The sequence below is a fragment of the Marinobacter sp. W-8 genome (assembly GCF_044342215.1).
Taxonomy (GTDB): Bacteria; Pseudomonadota; Gammaproteobacteria; order Pseudomonadales; family Oleiphilaceae; genus Marinobacter; species Marinobacter nauticus.
Genome location: NZ_CP172297.1, coordinates 3,279,538 through 3,296,246 on the forward strand (window position 1 = coordinate 3,279,538; position 16,709 = coordinate 3,296,246).

14 protein-coding genes and 1 tRNA gene are annotated in these 16,709 nt (G+C 58.0%); 1 reads left to right on the forward strand and 14 read right to left on the reverse strand.

What is annotated here, in order from left to right; genetic code table 11:
- Positions 1-147: 147 nt before the first annotated feature.
- The 12 genes from rpsO to ftsH all read right to left on the reverse strand — a co-directional run bounded on the left by rpsO (position 148) and on the right by ftsH (position 12,292).
- Entirely contained in the window at positions 148-417 is a 270-nt protein-coding gene (rpsO, locus tag ACF8YQ_RS15280; protein ID WP_014422591.1) for a 30S ribosomal protein S15, read from the reverse strand.
- A gap of 80 nt (positions 418-497) precedes the next feature.
- Complete coding sequence (gene truB, locus ACF8YQ_RS15285) at positions 498-1,421, reverse strand: tRNA pseudouridine(55) synthase TruB (RefSeq protein ID WP_014422592.1); 924 nt, start codon at positions 1,419-1,421, stop codon at positions 498-500.
- Positions 1,418-1,849: a 30S ribosome-binding factor RbfA gene (gene rbfA / locus ACF8YQ_RS15290; RefSeq protein WP_011786759.1), complete on the reverse strand. Its 432-nt coding sequence runs from the start codon at positions 1,847-1,849 to the stop codon at positions 1,418-1,420. The genes truB and rbfA overlap by 4 nt, the downstream gene beginning before the upstream one ends.
- Positions 1,849-4,395, reverse strand: a complete 2,547-nt coding sequence (gene infB / locus ACF8YQ_RS15295; RefSeq protein WP_396621893.1) for a translation initiation factor IF-2 — start codon at positions 4,393-4,395, stop codon at positions 1,849-1,851. Before infB ends, rbfA begins: the two co-directional genes overlap by 1 nt.
- A gap of 20 nt (positions 4,396-4,415) precedes the next feature.
- Positions 4,416-5,909: a transcription termination factor NusA gene (nusA, locus tag ACF8YQ_RS15300; RefSeq protein ID WP_011786761.1), complete on the reverse strand. Its 1,494-nt coding sequence runs from the start codon at positions 5,907-5,909 to the stop codon at positions 4,416-4,418.
- 54 nt (positions 5,910-5,963) lie between these two features.
- A complete protein-coding gene (gene rimP, locus ACF8YQ_RS15305) occupies positions 5,964-6,425 on the reverse strand; it encodes a ribosome maturation factor RimP (protein ID WP_011786762.1) in 462 nt (153 codons plus the stop codon).
- 313 nt (positions 6,426-6,738) lie between these two features.
- Positions 6,739-6,823: transfer RNA gene (locus ACF8YQ_RS15310), tRNA-Leu, on the reverse strand.
- Between the two features lie 8 nt (positions 6,824-6,831).
- On the reverse strand, positions 6,832-7,215 hold the full coding sequence (gene secG / locus ACF8YQ_RS15315; protein ID WP_226595858.1) for a preprotein translocase subunit SecG: 384 nt from the start codon (positions 7,213-7,215) through the stop codon (positions 6,832-6,834).
- 24 nt (positions 7,216-7,239) lie between these two features.
- Positions 7,240-7,998, reverse strand: coding sequence for a triose-phosphate isomerase (tpiA, locus tag ACF8YQ_RS15320; protein WP_396621894.1), 759 nt, complete (start codon positions 7,996-7,998; stop codon positions 7,240-7,242).
- Positions 7,999-8,077: 79 nt separating this feature from the next.
- Entirely contained in the window at positions 8,078-9,421 is a 1,344-nt protein-coding gene (gene glmM, locus ACF8YQ_RS15325) for a phosphoglucosamine mutase (protein WP_396621895.1), read from the reverse strand.
- Entirely contained in the window at positions 9,421-10,251 is an 831-nt protein-coding gene (gene folP, locus ACF8YQ_RS15330) for a dihydropteroate synthase (RefSeq protein ID WP_396621896.1), read from the reverse strand. Before folP ends, glmM begins: the two co-directional genes overlap by 1 nt.
- A 97-nt stretch (positions 10,252-10,348) precedes the next feature.
- Positions 10,349-12,292 carry an ATP-dependent zinc metalloprotease FtsH gene (ftsH, locus tag ACF8YQ_RS15335; RefSeq protein ID WP_181800037.1) on the reverse strand — a complete coding sequence of 648 codons (1,944 nt, stop codon included), beginning with the start codon at positions 12,290-12,292 and terminating at the stop codon, positions 10,349-10,351.
- Positions 12,293-12,571: 279 nt separating this feature from the next.
- Here ftsH and yhbY point away from each other — a divergent pair, with 279 nt between their 5' ends.
- Positions 12,572-12,880 carry a ribosome assembly RNA-binding protein YhbY gene (gene yhbY, locus ACF8YQ_RS15340; protein ID WP_011786768.1) on the forward strand — a complete coding sequence of 103 codons (309 nt, stop codon included), beginning with the start codon at positions 12,572-12,574 and terminating at the stop codon, positions 12,878-12,880.
- A gap of 78 nt (positions 12,881-12,958) precedes the next feature.
- On the opposite strand, the gene greA is transcribed toward yhbY, so the two are convergent.
- Together greA and carB are read right to left on the reverse strand one after the other, a co-directional pair.
- Positions 12,959-13,438, reverse strand: coding sequence for a transcription elongation factor GreA (greA, locus tag ACF8YQ_RS15345; RefSeq protein WP_011786769.1), 480 nt, complete (start codon positions 13,436-13,438; stop codon positions 12,959-12,961).
- Between the two features lie 4 nt (positions 13,439-13,442).
- Complete coding sequence (gene carB / locus ACF8YQ_RS15350) at positions 13,443-16,661, reverse strand: carbamoyl-phosphate synthase large subunit (RefSeq protein WP_396621897.1); 3,219 nt, start codon at positions 16,659-16,661, stop codon at positions 13,443-13,445.
- Between the last annotated feature and the right edge of the window lie 48 nt (positions 16,662-16,709).

Below are 16,709 nucleotides of genomic sequence, written 5' to 3' on the forward strand. Positions count from 1 at the left end.
GACAGGGAAAATCCTTCGGTTTCACAGACAAATCAACTGCAGCAAAAAACGCTTCCTGCTTGTTCGGAATGAGCAAGGCAGGGAGCGGGAGAGAAGCACGGCTGAACCCGGGAACCCCCGGGCCAGCCATCAGGTCGCTAAACCGGATTAGCGACGCAGACCCAGACGCTGGATCAGGTCCAGGTAACGGTCAGCGTTTTTACGCTTGAGGTAGTCCAGCAGCTTACGACGCTGGTTTACCATCCGGATCAGGCCGCGGCGGGAATGGTGATCCTGCTTGTTGGCCTTGAAGTGATCCTGCAGCTTGTTGATGTTGGCGCTCAGCAGAGCTACCTGAACCTCAGGGGAACCGGTATCGCCATCACCTTGCTGAAAATCTTTAACGATCTGAGCTTTCTCACTGGCAGACAGTGCCATATTTCACCTCATTGGTTGCGATGCATACCTATTCAGCCGAACCGCGCATCTCTACAGCCCGGCTAATCAGCAAAAGGCGTTTACCGTTTGCTGTTCTTGACCAGACGGCGAGGCACCAGTTGAGTGCCATCGCCTTCCGGCAATGCTTCTGCCAGCCCTACGAAGGAATGCTCGCCATACAGGCGGACGAAACCTTCAAAAGGCTGACCCGGTATTCTAACCGGTTGTCCGTTCAAGATCGATACCAGCGGCACGCCGGACAATCGGTACTCGGGAAACATGGTGAGGGCGGTTTCCGGCGGCAACAGCAGGCCATCCAGGCTTTCCCCGCGCTCGCGCATGGCTTCCAGGTCTTTGACATCGTGGGCATTTGCCAGGGTGTAGCCGGAGGCCAGGGTGCGACGCAGAGCACTGACATGAGCTCCACAGCCCAGAACTTCCCCAATATCCTCAACCAGTGAGCGGATATACGTACCCTTGGTACAGGTAACCGCAAGATCCAGCTCCTGTTCCCGAACCGCCAACAATTTGAGCTCGTAAATGGTCACCGGCCTGGCCGGGCGCTCAATTTCGATACCCTCGCGGGCGTATTCGTACAGTGGTTTGCCCTGATGCTTCAGAGCCGAGTACATGGAGGGCACTTGCTGAATGTCGCCACGGAACCGGGCCAGTACGGCCTCCACTTCTTCCTCACTGAAGTGGGGAACCGGCTTTTCCTCCACCACAGCCCCTTCGCTGTCTCCGGTTTCTGTCCGGATGCCCAGGCGTGCGGTGGTGATATACGCCTTGTCACTGTCCAGCATGGTCTGGGAGAACTTGGTGGCCTCACCAAAACACAGGGGCAGCACGCCAGTGGCGAGCGGATCAAGCGCACCGGTATGGCCGGCCTTCGCCGCACCATACAGGCGCTTGACCTGCTGCAGAATCCCGTTGGAGGTAACGCCCTGGGGCTTGTCGATTACCAGGATGCCGTTTACGTCACGGCCTTTGCGTCTTCGGCTCAAGCGTCACGCTCCGGGTTATCGGAAACCGGGTCATCGTTGTCGTCCCGGGGCACGGCAGGCTTGTCGCCAACCGCTTCGCGGATCAGGCGATCCATCTTGCGGCTCTGCCCCAACAGTTTGTCGAAGTGAAACCGCAGATGGGGCACCACACGCAATTTCATGGCGCGACCAACCTGCCCGCGCAGAAACCCGGAGGCCTTGTTCAACACCGTCAGGGAGTCCTGCACTTCGGGTGAATCTTCGGTGAGTTCCTCGGTGGACAGCAACGAAATATAGATATCGGCATAGCCGAGGTCACGGCTGACTTTCACATCATTAACCGTGACCATACCAACGCGAGGATCCTTCACCTCGCGCTGGATCAGCTGCGCCAGCTCTCGCTGCATCTGATCGCCGATGCGATCTACGCGACTGTATTCCCGTGCCATCAGGCCCCCGTGGACTCAAGCTGACGTTCAACACGGACGCGATCGAATACTTCGATCTGGTCGCCCACTTTCACGTCGTAGCCTTTAACACCGATACCACATTCCATACCGTTGCGAACTTCCGCCACATCGTCCTTGAAGCGACGCAGGGATTCCAGCTCGCCTTCAAAGATCACCACGTTGTCACGCAGTACGCGGATCGGCTTGTTACGGTATACGGTGCCCTCAGTCACCATACAGCCAGCCACCTGACCAAACTTCGGCGAACGGAATACGTCACGCACATCGGCAATGCCCACGATATCTTCGCGGAATTCCGGCTTGAGCATGCCTGTCAAAGCCGCTTTCACATCATCAATCAGGTTATAGATGATGCTGTAATAGCGCAGATCCAGACCTTCCTGCTCAACCAGACGCTTGGATGCGGTATCCGCACGCACGTTGAAACCGAAAATAACGGCGTTGGTGGCCATGGCCAGGCTGACGTCGGTCTCGGCGATACCGCCAACACCAGACGAAACAATCTTCACCTGAACCTCGTCGTTGCCCAGGTCCTGCAGGGCCTTGGTAATGGCTTCCAGAGAACCACGCACGTCGGTCTTGAGTACGACGTTAAGGGTCTTGACCTCGTCCTTGCCCATATTCTCGAACATGTTCTCGAGTTTGGCAGCTTGCTGGCGCTGGAGACGTTGCTCACGCTCACGGGTCTGACGGAATTCAGCCAGCTCTTTGGCTTTTTTCTCGTCTGCCACAGCGAAGAATTCGTCACCGGCGTCTGGCGTGCCATTCAGGCCCAGAATCTCGACCGGAATCGACGGGCCGGCTTCTTTCACCTGGCGCCCGGCTTCGTCTGTCATGGCGCGCACCTTACCGAAGAAGGAACCGGCCACCACCATGTCGCCCTGGCGAAGCGTACCGTTCTGAACCAGCACGGTAGCAACAGAACCACGGCCGCGTTCCAGGCTGGATTCAACCACAACACCTTTCGCCGCTGCATCCGGGGACGCTTCAAGCTCAAGGATTTCAGCCTGCAGCAAGACGGCTTCCAGCAGGTCATCGATGCCCATACCGGTGTGTGCAGAAACAGGCACGAACTGAACGTCGCCGCCCCAGTCTTCCGGAATGACTTCCAGAGCTGAAAGCTCGTTCTTGATGCGGTCCGGATCGGCTTCTTCCTTGTCCATCTTGTTGATGGCAACCACGATCGGTACGCCGGCAGAACGGGCGTGCTCAACGGCTTCCTTGGTTTGCGGCATAACGCCGTCATCAGCCGCCACCACCAGGATAACGATATCGGTACACTGGGCACCGCGGGCACGCATGGCAGTGAACGCCGCGTGGCCCGGGGTATCCAGGAAGGACACCATGCCGTGGTCGGTTTCTACGTGGTAGGCACCGATATGCTGGGTAATACCACCGGATTCGCCGGCGGCAACCTTGGCGCGGCGGATGTAGTCCAGCAGTGAGGTCTTACCATGGTCAACGTGACCCATAACACTGACAACCGGCGCGCGCTTGATCTTCTCTTTGCCTTCATCCGGGCCGGTGATTTCGCTCAGGACTTCCTCCTCGAAAGCATCCTCGCTCACCGCTTTCGGCTTGTGGCCCAGATCTTCGGTAACCAGGATCGCCGTTTCCTGATCCAGCGCCTGATTGATGGTTGCCATCACCCCCATACCCATCAGGGTCTTGATAACATCAGCGGACTTGACGGCCATGCGCTGGGCGAGATCACCAACGGTGATGGTTTCCGGAATCTGTACTTCTCTGACCATGGGCTTTGTGGGCCTCTCGAAAGCATGACGCTTTTCTTTCGGTTTCTTTTTGGCCCGCAGCGGCTTGCGAAGAGTGGTTTCCTCTTCGTCTTCGCTCAGTACTACCGGTTCTTCTACCGGACGGCTGCGAGGACCGCGATGGCCAGCCTGCTTCTTCTTCGGCTTGCCTTCTTCAATATCATCGCCGCGCTCACGCACCTTCTCTTTTTTCTTCTTCGGCTTGCGATCCCGACCTTCATCCTCAGGCGGAGGCATGGGAATATCCTCCGGCGCGATGGCAGGCTCTGTGGATTCTGCAGCAGGTTCCGGAGCAGCTTTGGCTTCGGTTTCCGCTGCGGCCGGAGCTTCCGTTTCGGGGGCTTCGGCAGGTGCAGCTTCCGCTGCGACCTTCGGCGCTTCTTCCACCGGTGCCTGCTCTTCGGCCGGTGCCTGTACCGGCTCTTCCGCTACCGGCGCCTCAGCTTCCGGTTCGGGTTGCAGCTCTGCACGCTTGATATAGGTGCGGCGCTTGCGCACTTCTACGTTGACAGTCTTGGCCTTGCCGGCCTTAAGCGTCGTCGTGGTCTTGCGCTTGAGTGTAATCTTCCGCGGTTCAGCTTCCGCCTCGCCATGGTTTTTTCTCAGATAGGCCAGCAACTGCTGCTTCTCATCGCTGGTGACAGCGTCGTTTTCGCTGCGAGCTTTCAGGCCCGCTTCCACGATCTGCTTCAGCAAACGATCCACGGGAGCGCCTACATCTGCGGCCAGTTGTTTTACCGTTACTTCAGCCATACTGGTCCTCCTCTCCCGAATCAGGCCTGGTCTTCAAACCAGGGTGCGCGCGCAGTCATAATCAACTGACCAGCACGCTCTTCATCCATACCTTCAATTTCGAGCAGCTCATCAATCGACTGCTCCGCCAGATCTTCCATTGTGCGCACGCCCATGCCGGCAAGCTTGAATGCCAGCGCCCGGTCCATGCCGTCCATGTTCAGAAGATCGTCTTCGGGCTCAGCGCCCTCCAGGGCTTCTTCACTGGCCAGCGCCTGGTTCAGCAATACGTCTTTGGCACGACGGCGCAATTCAGTGACGGTTTCCTCGTCAAAGCCCTCAATCGCCAGCATTTCTTCCATCGGTACGTAGGCCACCTCTTCAATGGAGGTAAAGCCTTCCTCGATAAGAACACCGGCAAATTCTTCATCAACATCCAGATGAGCGGTAAAGTGTTCAAGCAGGCGGTTGTATTCCTGCTCCTGGCGCTCACCGGCTTCTTCTTCCGTCATCACGTTCAGGGTCCAACCGGTCAGCTCGGTCGCCAGACGAACGTTCTGGCCGTTCCGGCCAATGGCCTGCGCCAGGTTATCTTCGGCAACGGCTACATCCATGGTGTGACGGTCTTCATCCATGACAATGGAGGCCACCTCAGCAGGCGCCATCGCGTTGATGACCAACTGAGCCGGGTTATCGTCGTAAAGCACGATATCCACACGCTCACCGCCCAGCTCATTAGACACTGCCTGTACGCGGGAGCCCCGCATACCAACACAAGCGCCAACCGGATCAATACGGCGGTCGTTGGTCTTCACCGCAATCTTGGCCCGAGAGCCCGGATCGCGAGCGGCACCGCGAATCTCGATCAGCTCCTCGGCAATCTCGGGAACCTCGATGCGGAAAAGCTCGATCAGCATTTGCGAATCGGTACGGCTCAGAATCAGCTGTGGTCCGCGATGATCGGTGCGAATCTCCAGCAGCAGAGCACGAACGCGATCGCCCATCCGGAAGGTTTCACGGGGAATCAGGTGCTCACGGGGAAGCAGAGCTTCTGCGTTGCCACCCAGATCCACAATCACATTGTCCCGGGTCACCTTCTTGACGGTACCGGACACCAGCTCACCGATACGATCGCGGTAGCTGTCGACAATCTTCATGCGCTCGGCTTCGCGCACTTTCTGGAAGATGATCTGCTTGGCCGCCTGGGCACCAATGCGCCCGAACGCCACAGACTCCACCTTCTCTTCGTACATATCACCCGGCTTCAGATTGGTGTCGATCTCTTCCGCTTCCTGCAGGGTCAGCTCAGTGCCCAACGCAGGAACGGCATCATTATCGACCACCAGCCAGCGGCGGAAGGTTTCGTATTCTCCGGTGCGGCGATCAATGGCAACCCGGATATCCGCCTCTTCGTCTTCATAACGTTTCTTGGCAGCGGTAGCGAGTGCGAGTTCAATCGCCTCGAAAATCACATCCTTCTCGACACCTTTCTCGTTCGAGACGGATTCCACTACCAGCAAGATCTCTTTACTCATGGGATTGCCCTGCCCTCAAAATAAACGATACATCTATAGATTTATTCGAATGTGTCACTCGAAAACCGGCACGATGTTGGCTTTTTCGATACTGTCGAAGGGCAACAGGTATTCGTGGTCATCTACTACAACTACCACGTCGTCGCCCTCCACCCCTTTGATCAGGCCCAGGAATTTGCGCCGGCCCTCAAACGCCATACGCAGTTTGATCTGCACTTTATGACCAATAAATGCCTCGTACTGCTCCAGCCGGAACAGCGGCCGGTCCATACCGGGCGAAGACACTTCCAGCGTATATTCGGTCTGGATGGGGTCTTCCACATCCATCACCCCGCTGACCTGACGACTGACTTTCTCGCAGTCGTCGATCGCGATGCCGTTCTCGGCATCATCAATAAACACCCGAAGCTTGGAATGGTGTCCATGGGAGCGGAATTCAATTCCCCAGAACTCATAACCCAGCCCCTCGACCACCGGGCGCAGGATGTCTTCCAGTTGTTTCAGTTTGGCTGACAAGTGTCGCCGCCTCCGTTTCCGAATTTTCAGGGTACAAAAACAAAAAAAGGGCTGTTAATCAGCCCTTTTATGCACCAGGGCCCTTTGCGCCAGGCCCCTTAATCAAAAAGCCCCTGAAATATGGGGCTTTTTGTTGCAAGAATTCGCAAAGCGCCAACCCTTTCAAGCGCTCTGCCGACAGACACCTGGCCTGCCTGGAAGCCTCGATACTCGCAGGCTCCAATATCCGCGGGAGTATAGTGACGCCACGCGGACTGGTCAAGGACTGACCAAAAAAAACGGCCTGGGTTTGCCAAGCCGTCTTCTTTTAATATGGTGCCCGGGGCCGGACTCGAACCGGCACAGCTTTCGCTACCACCCCCTCAAGATGGCGTGTCTACCAGTTTCACCACCCGGGCATCATTCTTTACTCGAGTTCGGGGAGCGCGTCCCCACCCTCGGATTCGCTGTTAGCTGCAGGCTCATCAGCAGAGGGAGCCTGCTCAGCTTGCGCACCTGCCTGAGACGATTCCTGAACAACCGGAATACCTGCCTCGCCAGCCACTTCGGCGCGCTGCTTGGCAAAAATTGCCAGCGAAAAACTTGTCACAAAAAAGACAACCGCCATAAAGGTGGTCATCCGCGTCAGGAAGCTTCCGCTGCCCTGACTACCAAACACGGTCTGGGACGCACCACCACCGAAGGCTGCGCCGGCGTCTGCACCTTTGCCCTGCTGGATCAGAACCAGGCCCACCAGCGCCACGGCGATCACGACGTGAACAACAACTACCAGTGTTTCCAACCAATCCATACAGACTCTCGTAAACGTGTCGGCTTAGACACCTGCCGGGAAAGACCGGCAAATGCTGATAAATTCTTCGGCCTTCAACGATGCACCACCGATGAGACCGCCATCAATATCCGGCTCTGCAAACAAAGCGGCCGCATTATCCGCTTTTACACTGCCGCCGTAAAGTACCGAAATCTCATTAGCTGGCGCATTCATACCAGCCAGCACCTTGCGGATTTCCGAATGCATGGCCTGGGCATCACCTGCTGTCGCGGTTTTTCCGGTTCCGATAGCCCAGACCGGCTCATACGCCACAACAACCCTGGACCACTGGTCGCCAGCTACAACTGCCAGCCCGTTGCGAACCTGCTCGGCAACCACCGTTTCGGCTTTACCGGCTTCCCGCTCTGCGAGCGTTTCACCAACACACAGCACCGCGACCAAACCGCTCGACAGAACCTGCTCCACCTTGGCGGCCGCCACAGAATCCGTCTCACCAAACAACTGCCGGCGCTCGGAGTGGCCAACCAGCACATAGCCACAACCCATATCGCGGGCCATTTCGGCAGAGATCTCTCCGGTATACGCGCCAGATTGCCACTGGGACACATTCTGCACGCCGGTAGCGATCCGCTCACCTCCCTGCTCGGCAACCTGGCCCAGGTAGATGGCAGGAGGGACAATAACCACCTCCACTTCTTCGCCAACACTGCCGGAATGTTCGCGAACTGCGCCAACCAGCTGTTTCACCAGGTCTTTCGACCCGTTCATTTTCCAGTTTCCGGCAACAATTCTGCGACGCATCTCTGTCCTCGACAGTCCCGAACAAAAGGGAGGCGGAACTATACAGCAGTCACCCGCGGTACACAACCACCCTTCGAAATCAGGGTGTTGAGCGCTCCACTACCCGGGCGAGCTCTTCCACCACTCGGGTAATATCGTCTGCGCTCTGGCCTTCGGCCATTACCCTGATCAGGGGCTCGGTGCCGGATGCCCGCAGCAGAATGCGCCCGGCATCCCCCAACGTAGCCTCTGCCCGGGCCATAGCCTCAACAATATCCGCCCTACCCAACGGATCAAACCGTTCGGCAACGCGTACGTTGATCATTTTCTGCGGCAGCTTGCTCATACCGGCCCGCAGTTCTCCCATGGTCTTGCCGGACTTCCGCACTGCCAGCAGAACCTGCAACGCAGAGACAATACCGTCACCCGTGGTGGTGCAATCCCGGATTACCATATGTCCGGAACCCTCGCCTCCAATCAGCCAGTTATTGGCCAACAGGCGCTCCATCACATAACGATCGCCGACCTTGGCCCGCTCGAACTCGACGCCGATTTCACGCAGAGCCAACTCAACACCCAGATTGGTCATTAAAGTACCAACCACACCACCGTTCAGCCGCCCTTCAGCCTGGCGCTGGGAAGCCAGGATATACAGCAGCTCGTCGCCATCCACTTCGGAGCCATCCCGATCCACCATTAACACCCGGTCGCCGTCACCGTCGAAGGCAATCCCAAGATCCGCCTTTTTCTCGGCAACCGCCTGTTTCAGGGCGTCGAGGTGAGTAGAGCCCACGTTCAGATTGATGTTCAGACCATCCGGTTCGGCGCCAATCACGGTCACCTTTGCCCCCAGCTCACGGAACACTTTTGGCGCCACGTGATAGGTAGCACCGTGAGCACAGTCCAGCACCAGATGCATGCCATCGAGAGTAAATTCGTTCGGCACCGTACTCTTGCAGAACTCAACATAGCGTCCGGGCGCATCGTCTACCCGGCTCGCCTTGCCCAGCTCTTCCGGCTCACACACCTTGATCGGCTGATCCAGCCAGCGCTCGATCTCGGCTTCCAGGGCGTCGTCCAACTTGGTACCGGCGGAGGAAAAAAACTTGATGCCGTTATCGTGATGAGGGTTGTGGGAGGCACTGATGACAATACCGGCAGATGCCCGGAAGGTACGAGTGAGGTAGGCAATCGCGGGGGTCGGCATAGGACCCAGCAACTTGACATCTACACCCGCCGCGGCCAGACCAGCTTCCAGTGCCGACTCAAACATATAGCCGGACAACCGGGTATCCTTACCGATCAGTACGCTGTTGCGCTGGCCCGCACGCTTGAACGCCTGCCCCGCAGCCCAACCCAGATGCAGCATGAACTCCGGCGTAATCGGACTGTCTCCGACCCGGCCACGAATGCCATCGGTACCAAAGTATTTGCGCTGGGTCATCAGATTGCCTCCTTCACTGCCGTCACGATCCTGACGGCGTCCACAGTTTCCCTAACGTCGTGCACCCTGAGGATGCTCGCCCCTTTCATGGCCGATATTGTCGCGGCAGCGAGGCTGGCCGGCAACCTTTCATTCACATCGCGACCGGTGACCGCACCCAGCATGGACTTTCGCGAGACCCCGACAAGTAAGGGGTGTCGGAGAATATGCAACTGCTCAAGGGTGGCGAGCAGCTGATAGTTGTGCTCCACGCTTTTGCCGAAGCCAAAGCCGGGATCAAGAATAATGTTATCGGCACGAATACCGGCCTGCTCAGCTACTCGCATACGCTCCGTCAGAAAAGAGCTGACTTCCCGCCGCACATTCCGGTACCGGGGATCGTCCTGCATGGTATCCGGCTCACCCTGGATGTGCATAATGCACACCGGAATGCCGGCTTTTGCCGCCACATCGGGCGCGCCTTCGCGCTGCAGGGCGCGGACATCGTTGATCAGGCCGGCACCCAGCCGGGCGGTTTCCGCCATGACCACGGGATTGCTGGTGTCCACTGAAATCACGGTATCCAGCTCTTTGGCAATGGCTTCAACTACCGGACACACGCGGTCCAGCTCTTCCTGGGTCGACACTTCAGTTGCACCGGGGCGAGTCGATTCACCGCCTACGTCAATGAAAGTAGCCCCGTCGCTGACCATCTGCCGGGCCCGCACGAGTGCAGCCTCCCTGGAATTAAAGTATCCGCCATCGGAAAACGAGTCAGGGGTGACGTTCAGAATGCCCATCACGTGGCACCGAGACAGATCCAGTTCGTGACCGGCAAAGTTCATTTTCATAACGCGACTACCACAGGCAGAGTTTTCGGAGAGACAAAAACAAACGCCGCCCGGGGGCCCGGGCGGCGCATTCAGTTACTCAGGCTTTGACGGCGAGTCAGTGCTCGCCGGCAGGACGCCCGACGCCAGGTTGCCGGCCGTCGTCAGAGCTTCTGGGCTCCGGCGCCTGCTCAGGCTCTTCGGCTTTGACGCCCCCGGCAGGACCACTGTCACCCCAGTTCTTGGGCGGCCGAGGTTCCTTGCCAGCCATGATGTCGTCAATCTGGTAACGATCGATGGTTTCATACTTCATCAGTGCTTCGGCCATCATGTCCAGCTTGTCCCGGTTATCAATCAGGATCTGCTTGGCCTTTTCGTAGCACTCATCAATGATGTTGCGAACTTCCTCGTCAATCCGCTGGGCGGTCTCCGGCGAGTACACCGTATGTGCCTGCCCCGCGGAACGGCCGAGGAAGGGTTCCTCGCTATCGGTGTCGTACTGCAAAGGGCCAAGCTTCTCGGACAGCCCCCAGCGGGTCACCATGTTCCGGGCCAGGCTCGTGGCCCGCTCGATGTCGTTGGACGCACCAGTGGTGACACCATCGAAGCCCAGGGTCAGCTCTTCGGCGATACGGCCACCAAACAGACTACAGATCGAGCTGATCAGATAGCGTTTGGAATGGCTGTACTTGTCCTCTTCCGGGAGGAACATGGTCACACCCAGGGCGCGGCCACGAGGAATAATACTCACTTTGTAGACCGGATCGTGCTCAGGCATCAGACGGCCCACAATCGCGTGACCAGACTCATGGTAAGCCGTGTTCCGCTTTTCCTTCTCGCTCATCACCATGGACTTGCGCTCGGCGCCCATCATGATCTTGTCTTTGGCCAGCTCCAGCTCTTCCATGGAGACCAGGCGCTGGTTACGACGGGCCGCAAACAGGGCCGCTTCGTTAACCAGGTTGGCAAGATCGGCACCGGAGAAGCCCGGCGTGCCCCGCGCAATAACCGCAGGATCAATACCGTCGGCCAGCGGCACTTTTTTCATGTGCACTTTCAGAATCTGCTCACGGCCAATGATGTCCGGCAGGCTCACCACCACCTGGCGGTCGAACCGGCCCGGGCGCAGCAATGCCGGGTCCAGTACATCTGGACGGTTGGTCGCGGCAATCACGATAACGCCTTCATTACCTTCGAAGCCGTCCATTTCCACCAGCAGCTGGTTGAGGGTCTGCTCACGTTCGTCGTGACCGCCGCCCATACCGGCACCGCGGTGACGGCCAACCGCATCGATCTCATCGATGAAGATAATGCAGGGGCTCTGCTTTTTCGCCTGCTCGAACATGTCGCGAACACGGGAGGCACCCACGCCCACAAACATTTCCACGAAGTCGGAGCCGGAGATAGAGAAGAACGGCACCTTGGCCTCGCCCGCGATGGCCTTGGCAAGCAGGGTCTTACCGGTACCGGGAGGGCCCACCATCAATACGCCCTTCGGGATGCGACCACCAAGGCGCTGGAACTTGCTGGGATCCCGGAGGAAATCCACCAGCTCTTTCACGTCTTCCTTGGCTTCGTCGACACCCGCGACATCGGAAAACGTGGTTTTGATCTGGTCTTCACTCATCAGGCGCGCCTTGCTCTTGCCGAACGACATGGGGCCTTTGCCGCCACCGCCGCCCTGCATCTGGCGCATGAAGAACACGAACAATGCGATGATGATCAGAATCGGGAACGCGGCCACCAGCAGCTGCGTCCACAGGCTCTGGCGCTCGGGCTCTTTGCCGATCACTTCGACGTTGTTGGCGAGCAGGTCATCCATCAGCTTGTTGTCAGACACCTGTGGCCGGATGCTCTGGAACTGGGAACCGTCGTTGCGGACACCCTGCACCTGCAGACCATCAATGGTCACCTGCCGCACCTGGCCCTGCTGGACCATCTCGACAAACTGGGAATAGTTAACTTGTTGGCCGGTGGTGGTGGGAGAGAAATTCTGAAACACCATCAGCAGCACGGCGGCTATGATTAGCCAGAGAACCAGATTTTTTGCCATATCGTTCAAGGATCATCACCTGTGAATTGCAGGATCAGCGCCTGAAGGCCGCCAATCCTTTTCCGACACCTTACACCAATTGTACGCCGGTAAACCAGAAACGGCCCATCCGGAACCGATCGCGATACTACCTATATGGGACGCTCTGACCGGAATTACAACACCCTCTGTACGTGAATACGGCCATTTGTCATGAGTCGCTATCTGTTACAATCGCTGAATTATACGTGGTTGCCAGCGGATTCACCGCTGACCTTTTGTTAATTGCACCTATTAAGAGATTACATCATGAGTCTGTCACCGGAACAGCGCCGGGAATACCGGGCTATTGCCCACAACCTAAAGCCCGTCATCATCGTTGGCGACAAAGGCCTGTCTGAAGGGCTGCAGGACGAACTGGACCGTGCCCTGAACGACCATGAGCTGATCAAGATCAAAGTTGCCAGCCAGGATCGCGAAGTCCGCCAGGAAGCCATTCAGGCCCTGTGCGAAAGCTCTGGCGCCGAGCTGGTACAGACAATCGGCAAAATCGCCGTCATTCTGCGTCGGGCGAAGAAGCCGAACCCCAAGCTGTCGAATCTGCTGCGCAACAAATAAGCGTAAGCTGAGACGCGAAAAAGCCGGCCTGGTTCCCCAGTGCCGGCTTTTTCTTTGTGCCCGATCAGCACAACCGAGTCAGATATATTCCACTTCGGAAATCTCGTACTCCACGGTACCTGAGGGGATGCGGATCGCCACCACATCACCTTCGTTCTTACCAATCAGTGCGCGGGCGATCGGCGAGGACACCGACAGCTTGCCAGCCTTGATGTCCGCCTCATCTTCACCCACGATCTGGTAGGTAACCTCTTCGTCGGTTTCCATGTTGACCAGATGCACGGTGGTACCAAAGATCACTTTGCCGGTGTTCTCCATGGTGGTCACATCAATCACCTGGGCCACGGAAAGCTTGCCTTCGATTTCCTGGATGCGACCTTCGATAAAGCTCTGCTGCTCCCGGGCCGCATGGTACTCAGCATTTTCCTTCAGATCACCGTGCTCACGGGCATCGGCAATGGCCGCAATCACCCGCGGCCGATCCTCGGACTTCAGCTTTTTCAGCTCCTCACGCAGACGGGCTTCGCCCGTCTTGGTCATCGGTACTCTGTCAGCCATAGCCTTACTTTCCTGCGTGTAGTTCCTGGAGGCGACGAACGGTGCGCTCCGGGCCAAATTTGATGGCACGGCAGAAAGCTTCGCCACCTGCCAGTGTGGTTGTGTAGGTTACTTTGGTCTGCAAGGCAGACTGGCGAATCTGCGCCGAGTCAGAAATCGCCTTGCGACCTTCCGTGGTATTGATAATCAGCTGAACCTGACCATTCTTGATGGCATCCACAATGTGCGGGCGACCCTCGCGAACCTTGTTCACCCTTTCAACGGCAATGCCTTCGGACTCCAGCGCTTTGGCGGTGCCGGTGGTGGCAATAATCTTGAAGCCAGCATCCACCAGGTCGCGGGCGACACTGGCCGCACCCGGCTTGTCGACATCGCGCACCGACATGAAGGCCACGCCCTGGGCCGGCAAGCGCTCGCCCACGGCCAGAGCGGCCTTGGCAAAGGCTTCATCAAAGCTGTCGCCCAGGCCCATCACCTCACCGGTGGATTTCATTTCCGGCCCGAGGATCGGGTCCACGGCCGGGAACTTGTTGAACGGGAACACCGACTCTTTCACCGCGTAGTAGGTCGGCACGATTTCCTGAGTGAAGTTCAGTTCTTTCAGGCTATTGCCGGACATAACCCGGGCCGCGACCGCCGCCAGCGACACCCCAATGGCCTTGGACACGAACGGCACGGTACGTGAAGCCCGGGGGTTCACTTCGATCACGTAGATCTCGCCGTCCTGATAGGCCAGCTGCACGTTCATCAGGCCGATAACATCCAGCTCGATGGCCATTTTCTTCACGGCCTCGCGCATGTCGTTCTGTACCTGCTTGCTCAGGCTGTACGGCGGCAGGGAGCAGGCGGAATCACCAGAGTGAACACCGGCCTGCTCAATGTGCTGCATGATACCGCCGATCACAACATCAGTGCCGTCACTGATGGCATCGATATCCACCTCGATGGCAGCATTCAGGAAGTGATCAAGCAGAACCGGGCTGTCATTGGAGACCAGCACCGCGTTACGCATGTAGCGCACCAGTTCGGTTTCGTCATAGACGATTTCCATGGCCCGGCCACCCAGCACGTACGACGGGCGCACCACCAGCGGGTAGCCAATCTCGCGGGCCGCCACGATGCCTTCCTCGTGGCTGCGCACAGTGGCGTTTTCCGGCTGCTTCAGACCCAGGCGCTGGATCATCTGCTGGAAGCGCTCGCGATCTTCGGCGCGGTCAATGGCGTCCGGGCTGGTGCCGATAATGGGCACACCGGCGGCTTCCAGGCCACGCGCCAGCTTCAGCGGAGTCTGACCGCCGTACTGGACGATTACACCCTTGGGCTTCTCGACGTTGATGATTTCCAGCACGTCTTCCAGGGTGATCGGCTCAAAATACAACCGGTCGGAGGTGTCGTAATCGGTCGACACGGTCTCCGGGTTGCAGTTGATCATGATGGTTTCGTAGCCGTCCTCACGCATGGCCAGAGCCGCGTGCACGCAGCAGTAGTCAAACTCGATGCCCTGGCCGATACGGTTGGGGCCACCGCCGATGACCACAATCTTCTCGCGGTCGGACGGCTCCGCCTCGCACTCTTCCTCGTAAGTGGAGTACATATAGGCGGTATCAGAGGCAAATTCCGCCGCACAGGTATCGACACGTTTGTACACCGGGCGAATGCCCAGGTCGTGACGCAGCTTGCGCAGGCTGACTTCGGAAATACCCAGCAGTTTGGCCAGGCGGGCATCGGAGAAGCCCTTGCGCTTGAGGCGGAACAGGGTGGCCTTGTCGATATCGGCCTTACCGGCCGACTTGAGGGCCTGTTCTTCGCGCACGATGTCCTCGATCTGCACCAGGTACCAGGGGTCTACCTTGGTGTGGCGGAACACTTCGTCCACGGTCATGCCGGCGCGGAACGCATCGCCGATGTACCAGATACGCTCGGCACCGGGTACGTTCAGCTCCCGGGTCAGGGTTTCGCGGCTGTTCTCGGAGTCCAGATCTTCCAGCTTTTCATCGAAGCCTTCGGAACCCACTTCCAGGCCACGCAATGCCTTTTGCACCGATTCCTGGAAGGTCCGACCAATGGCCATAACCTCACCCACAGATTTCATCTGGGTGGTCAGGCGGGCGTCGGCCTGGGGGAATTTTTCGAAGGTAAACCGGGGAATCTTGGTAACCACGTAATCAATGGACGGCTCGAACGAGGCCGGGGTGACGCCGCCGGTGATCTCGTTCTGCAGCTCATCAAGGGTGTACCCGACGGCCAGCTTGGCTGCGACCTTGGCGATCGGGAAACCGGTGGCCTTGGACGCCAGCGCCGAGGAACGCGACACCCGGGGGTTCATTTCGATCACCACCATACGGCCGGTATCCGGATTGATACCGAACTGCACGTTGGAACCGCCGGTTTCCACACCAATCTCACGCAGCACCGCCAGCGAGGCGTTCCGCATGATCTGATATTCCTTATCGGTGAGGGTCTGGGCGGGGGCCACCGTAATGGAATCACCGGTGTGCACGCCCATGGCGTCGAAGTTCTCGATTGCGCAGACGATGATGCAGTTGTCGTTCTTGTCGCGAACAACCTCCATCTCGTACTCTTTCCAGCCGATCAGGGATTCGTCGATCAGCAGCTCGTTGGTCGGGGACAGATCGAGACCGCGAGTACAGATCTCCTCGAACTCGTCCTTGTTGTAGGCAATACCACCGCCAGAACCACCCATGGTGAACGATGGACGGATAATGCACGGGAAACCGATGTCTTCGGAGATCTTCCAGGCTTCGTCCATGGAATGGGCGATGGCCGCGCGCGGGCACTCCAGACCGATTTTCTTCATGGCCTTGTCGAAGCGGTCGCGGTCTTCGGCCTTGTCGATGGTGTCAGCGTTGGCGCCAATCATTTCAACGCCATGCTTCTCCAACACGCCGTGCTTTTCCAGATCCAGCGCACAGTTCAGCGCAGTCTGACCACCCATGGTGGGCAGCAGGGCGTCCGGCTTTTCCTTTTCGATGATCTTTTCGACCGTCTTCCAGGTGATCGGTTCGATGTAGGTGGCATCGGCCATGGCCGGGTCGGTCATGATGGTGGCCGGGTTGGAGTTCACCAGGATCACCCGGTAGCCCTCTTCGCGCAGCGCCTTACAGGCCTGGGCTCCGGAGTAGTCGAATTCGCACGCCTGCCCGATCACGATGGGGCCGGCGCCCAGGATCAGGATGCTTTTAATGTCGGTACGTTTTGGCATGTCTTGGTAAACCTGTCAGCAACTTTTGAATTCTTGCAGCGCGGTATT

Excerpts from the sequence above, each read along its gene's own strand:
- rbfA (WP_011786759.1), bottom strand. The coding sequence starts at position 1,849 with ATGGCACGGGAATACAGTCGCGTAGATCGCATCGGCGATCAGATGCAG.
- secG (WP_226595858.1), bottom strand. The coding sequence starts at position 7,215 with ATGGATTGGTTGGAAACACTGGTAGTTGTTGTTCACGTCGTGATCGCC.
- tpiA (WP_396621894.1), bottom strand. The coding sequence starts at position 7,998 with ATGCGTCGCAGAATTGTTGCCGGAAACTGGAAAATGAACGGGTCGAAA.
- folP (WP_396621896.1), bottom strand. The coding sequence starts at position 10,251 with ATGAAAATGAACTTTGCCGGTCACGAACTGGATCTGTCTCGGTGCCAC.
- carB (WP_396621897.1), bottom strand. The coding sequence starts at position 16,661 with ATGCCAAAACGTACCGACATTAAAAGCATCCTGATCCTGGGCGCCGGC.
- nusA (WP_011786761.1), bottom strand. The coding sequence starts at position 5,909 with ATGAGTAAAGAGATCTTGCTGGTAGTGGAATCCGTCTCGAACGAGAAA.
- greA (WP_011786769.1), bottom strand. The coding sequence starts at position 13,438 with ATGGCTGACAGAGTACCGATGACCAAGACGGGCGAAGCCCGTCTGCGT.
- infB (WP_396621893.1), bottom strand. The coding sequence starts at position 4,395 with ATGGCTGAAGTAACGGTAAAACAACTGGCCGCAGATGTAGGCGCTCCC.
- glmM (WP_396621895.1), bottom strand. The coding sequence starts at position 9,421 with ATGACCCAGCGCAAATACTTTGGTACCGATGGCATTCGTGGCCGGGTC.
- rpsO (WP_014422591.1), bottom strand. The coding sequence starts at position 417 with ATGGCACTGTCTGCCAGTGAGAAAGCTCAGATCGTTAAAGATTTTCAG.
- yhbY (WP_011786768.1), top strand. The coding sequence starts at position 12,572 with ATGAGTCTGTCACCGGAACAGCGCCGGGAATACCGGGCTATTGCCCAC.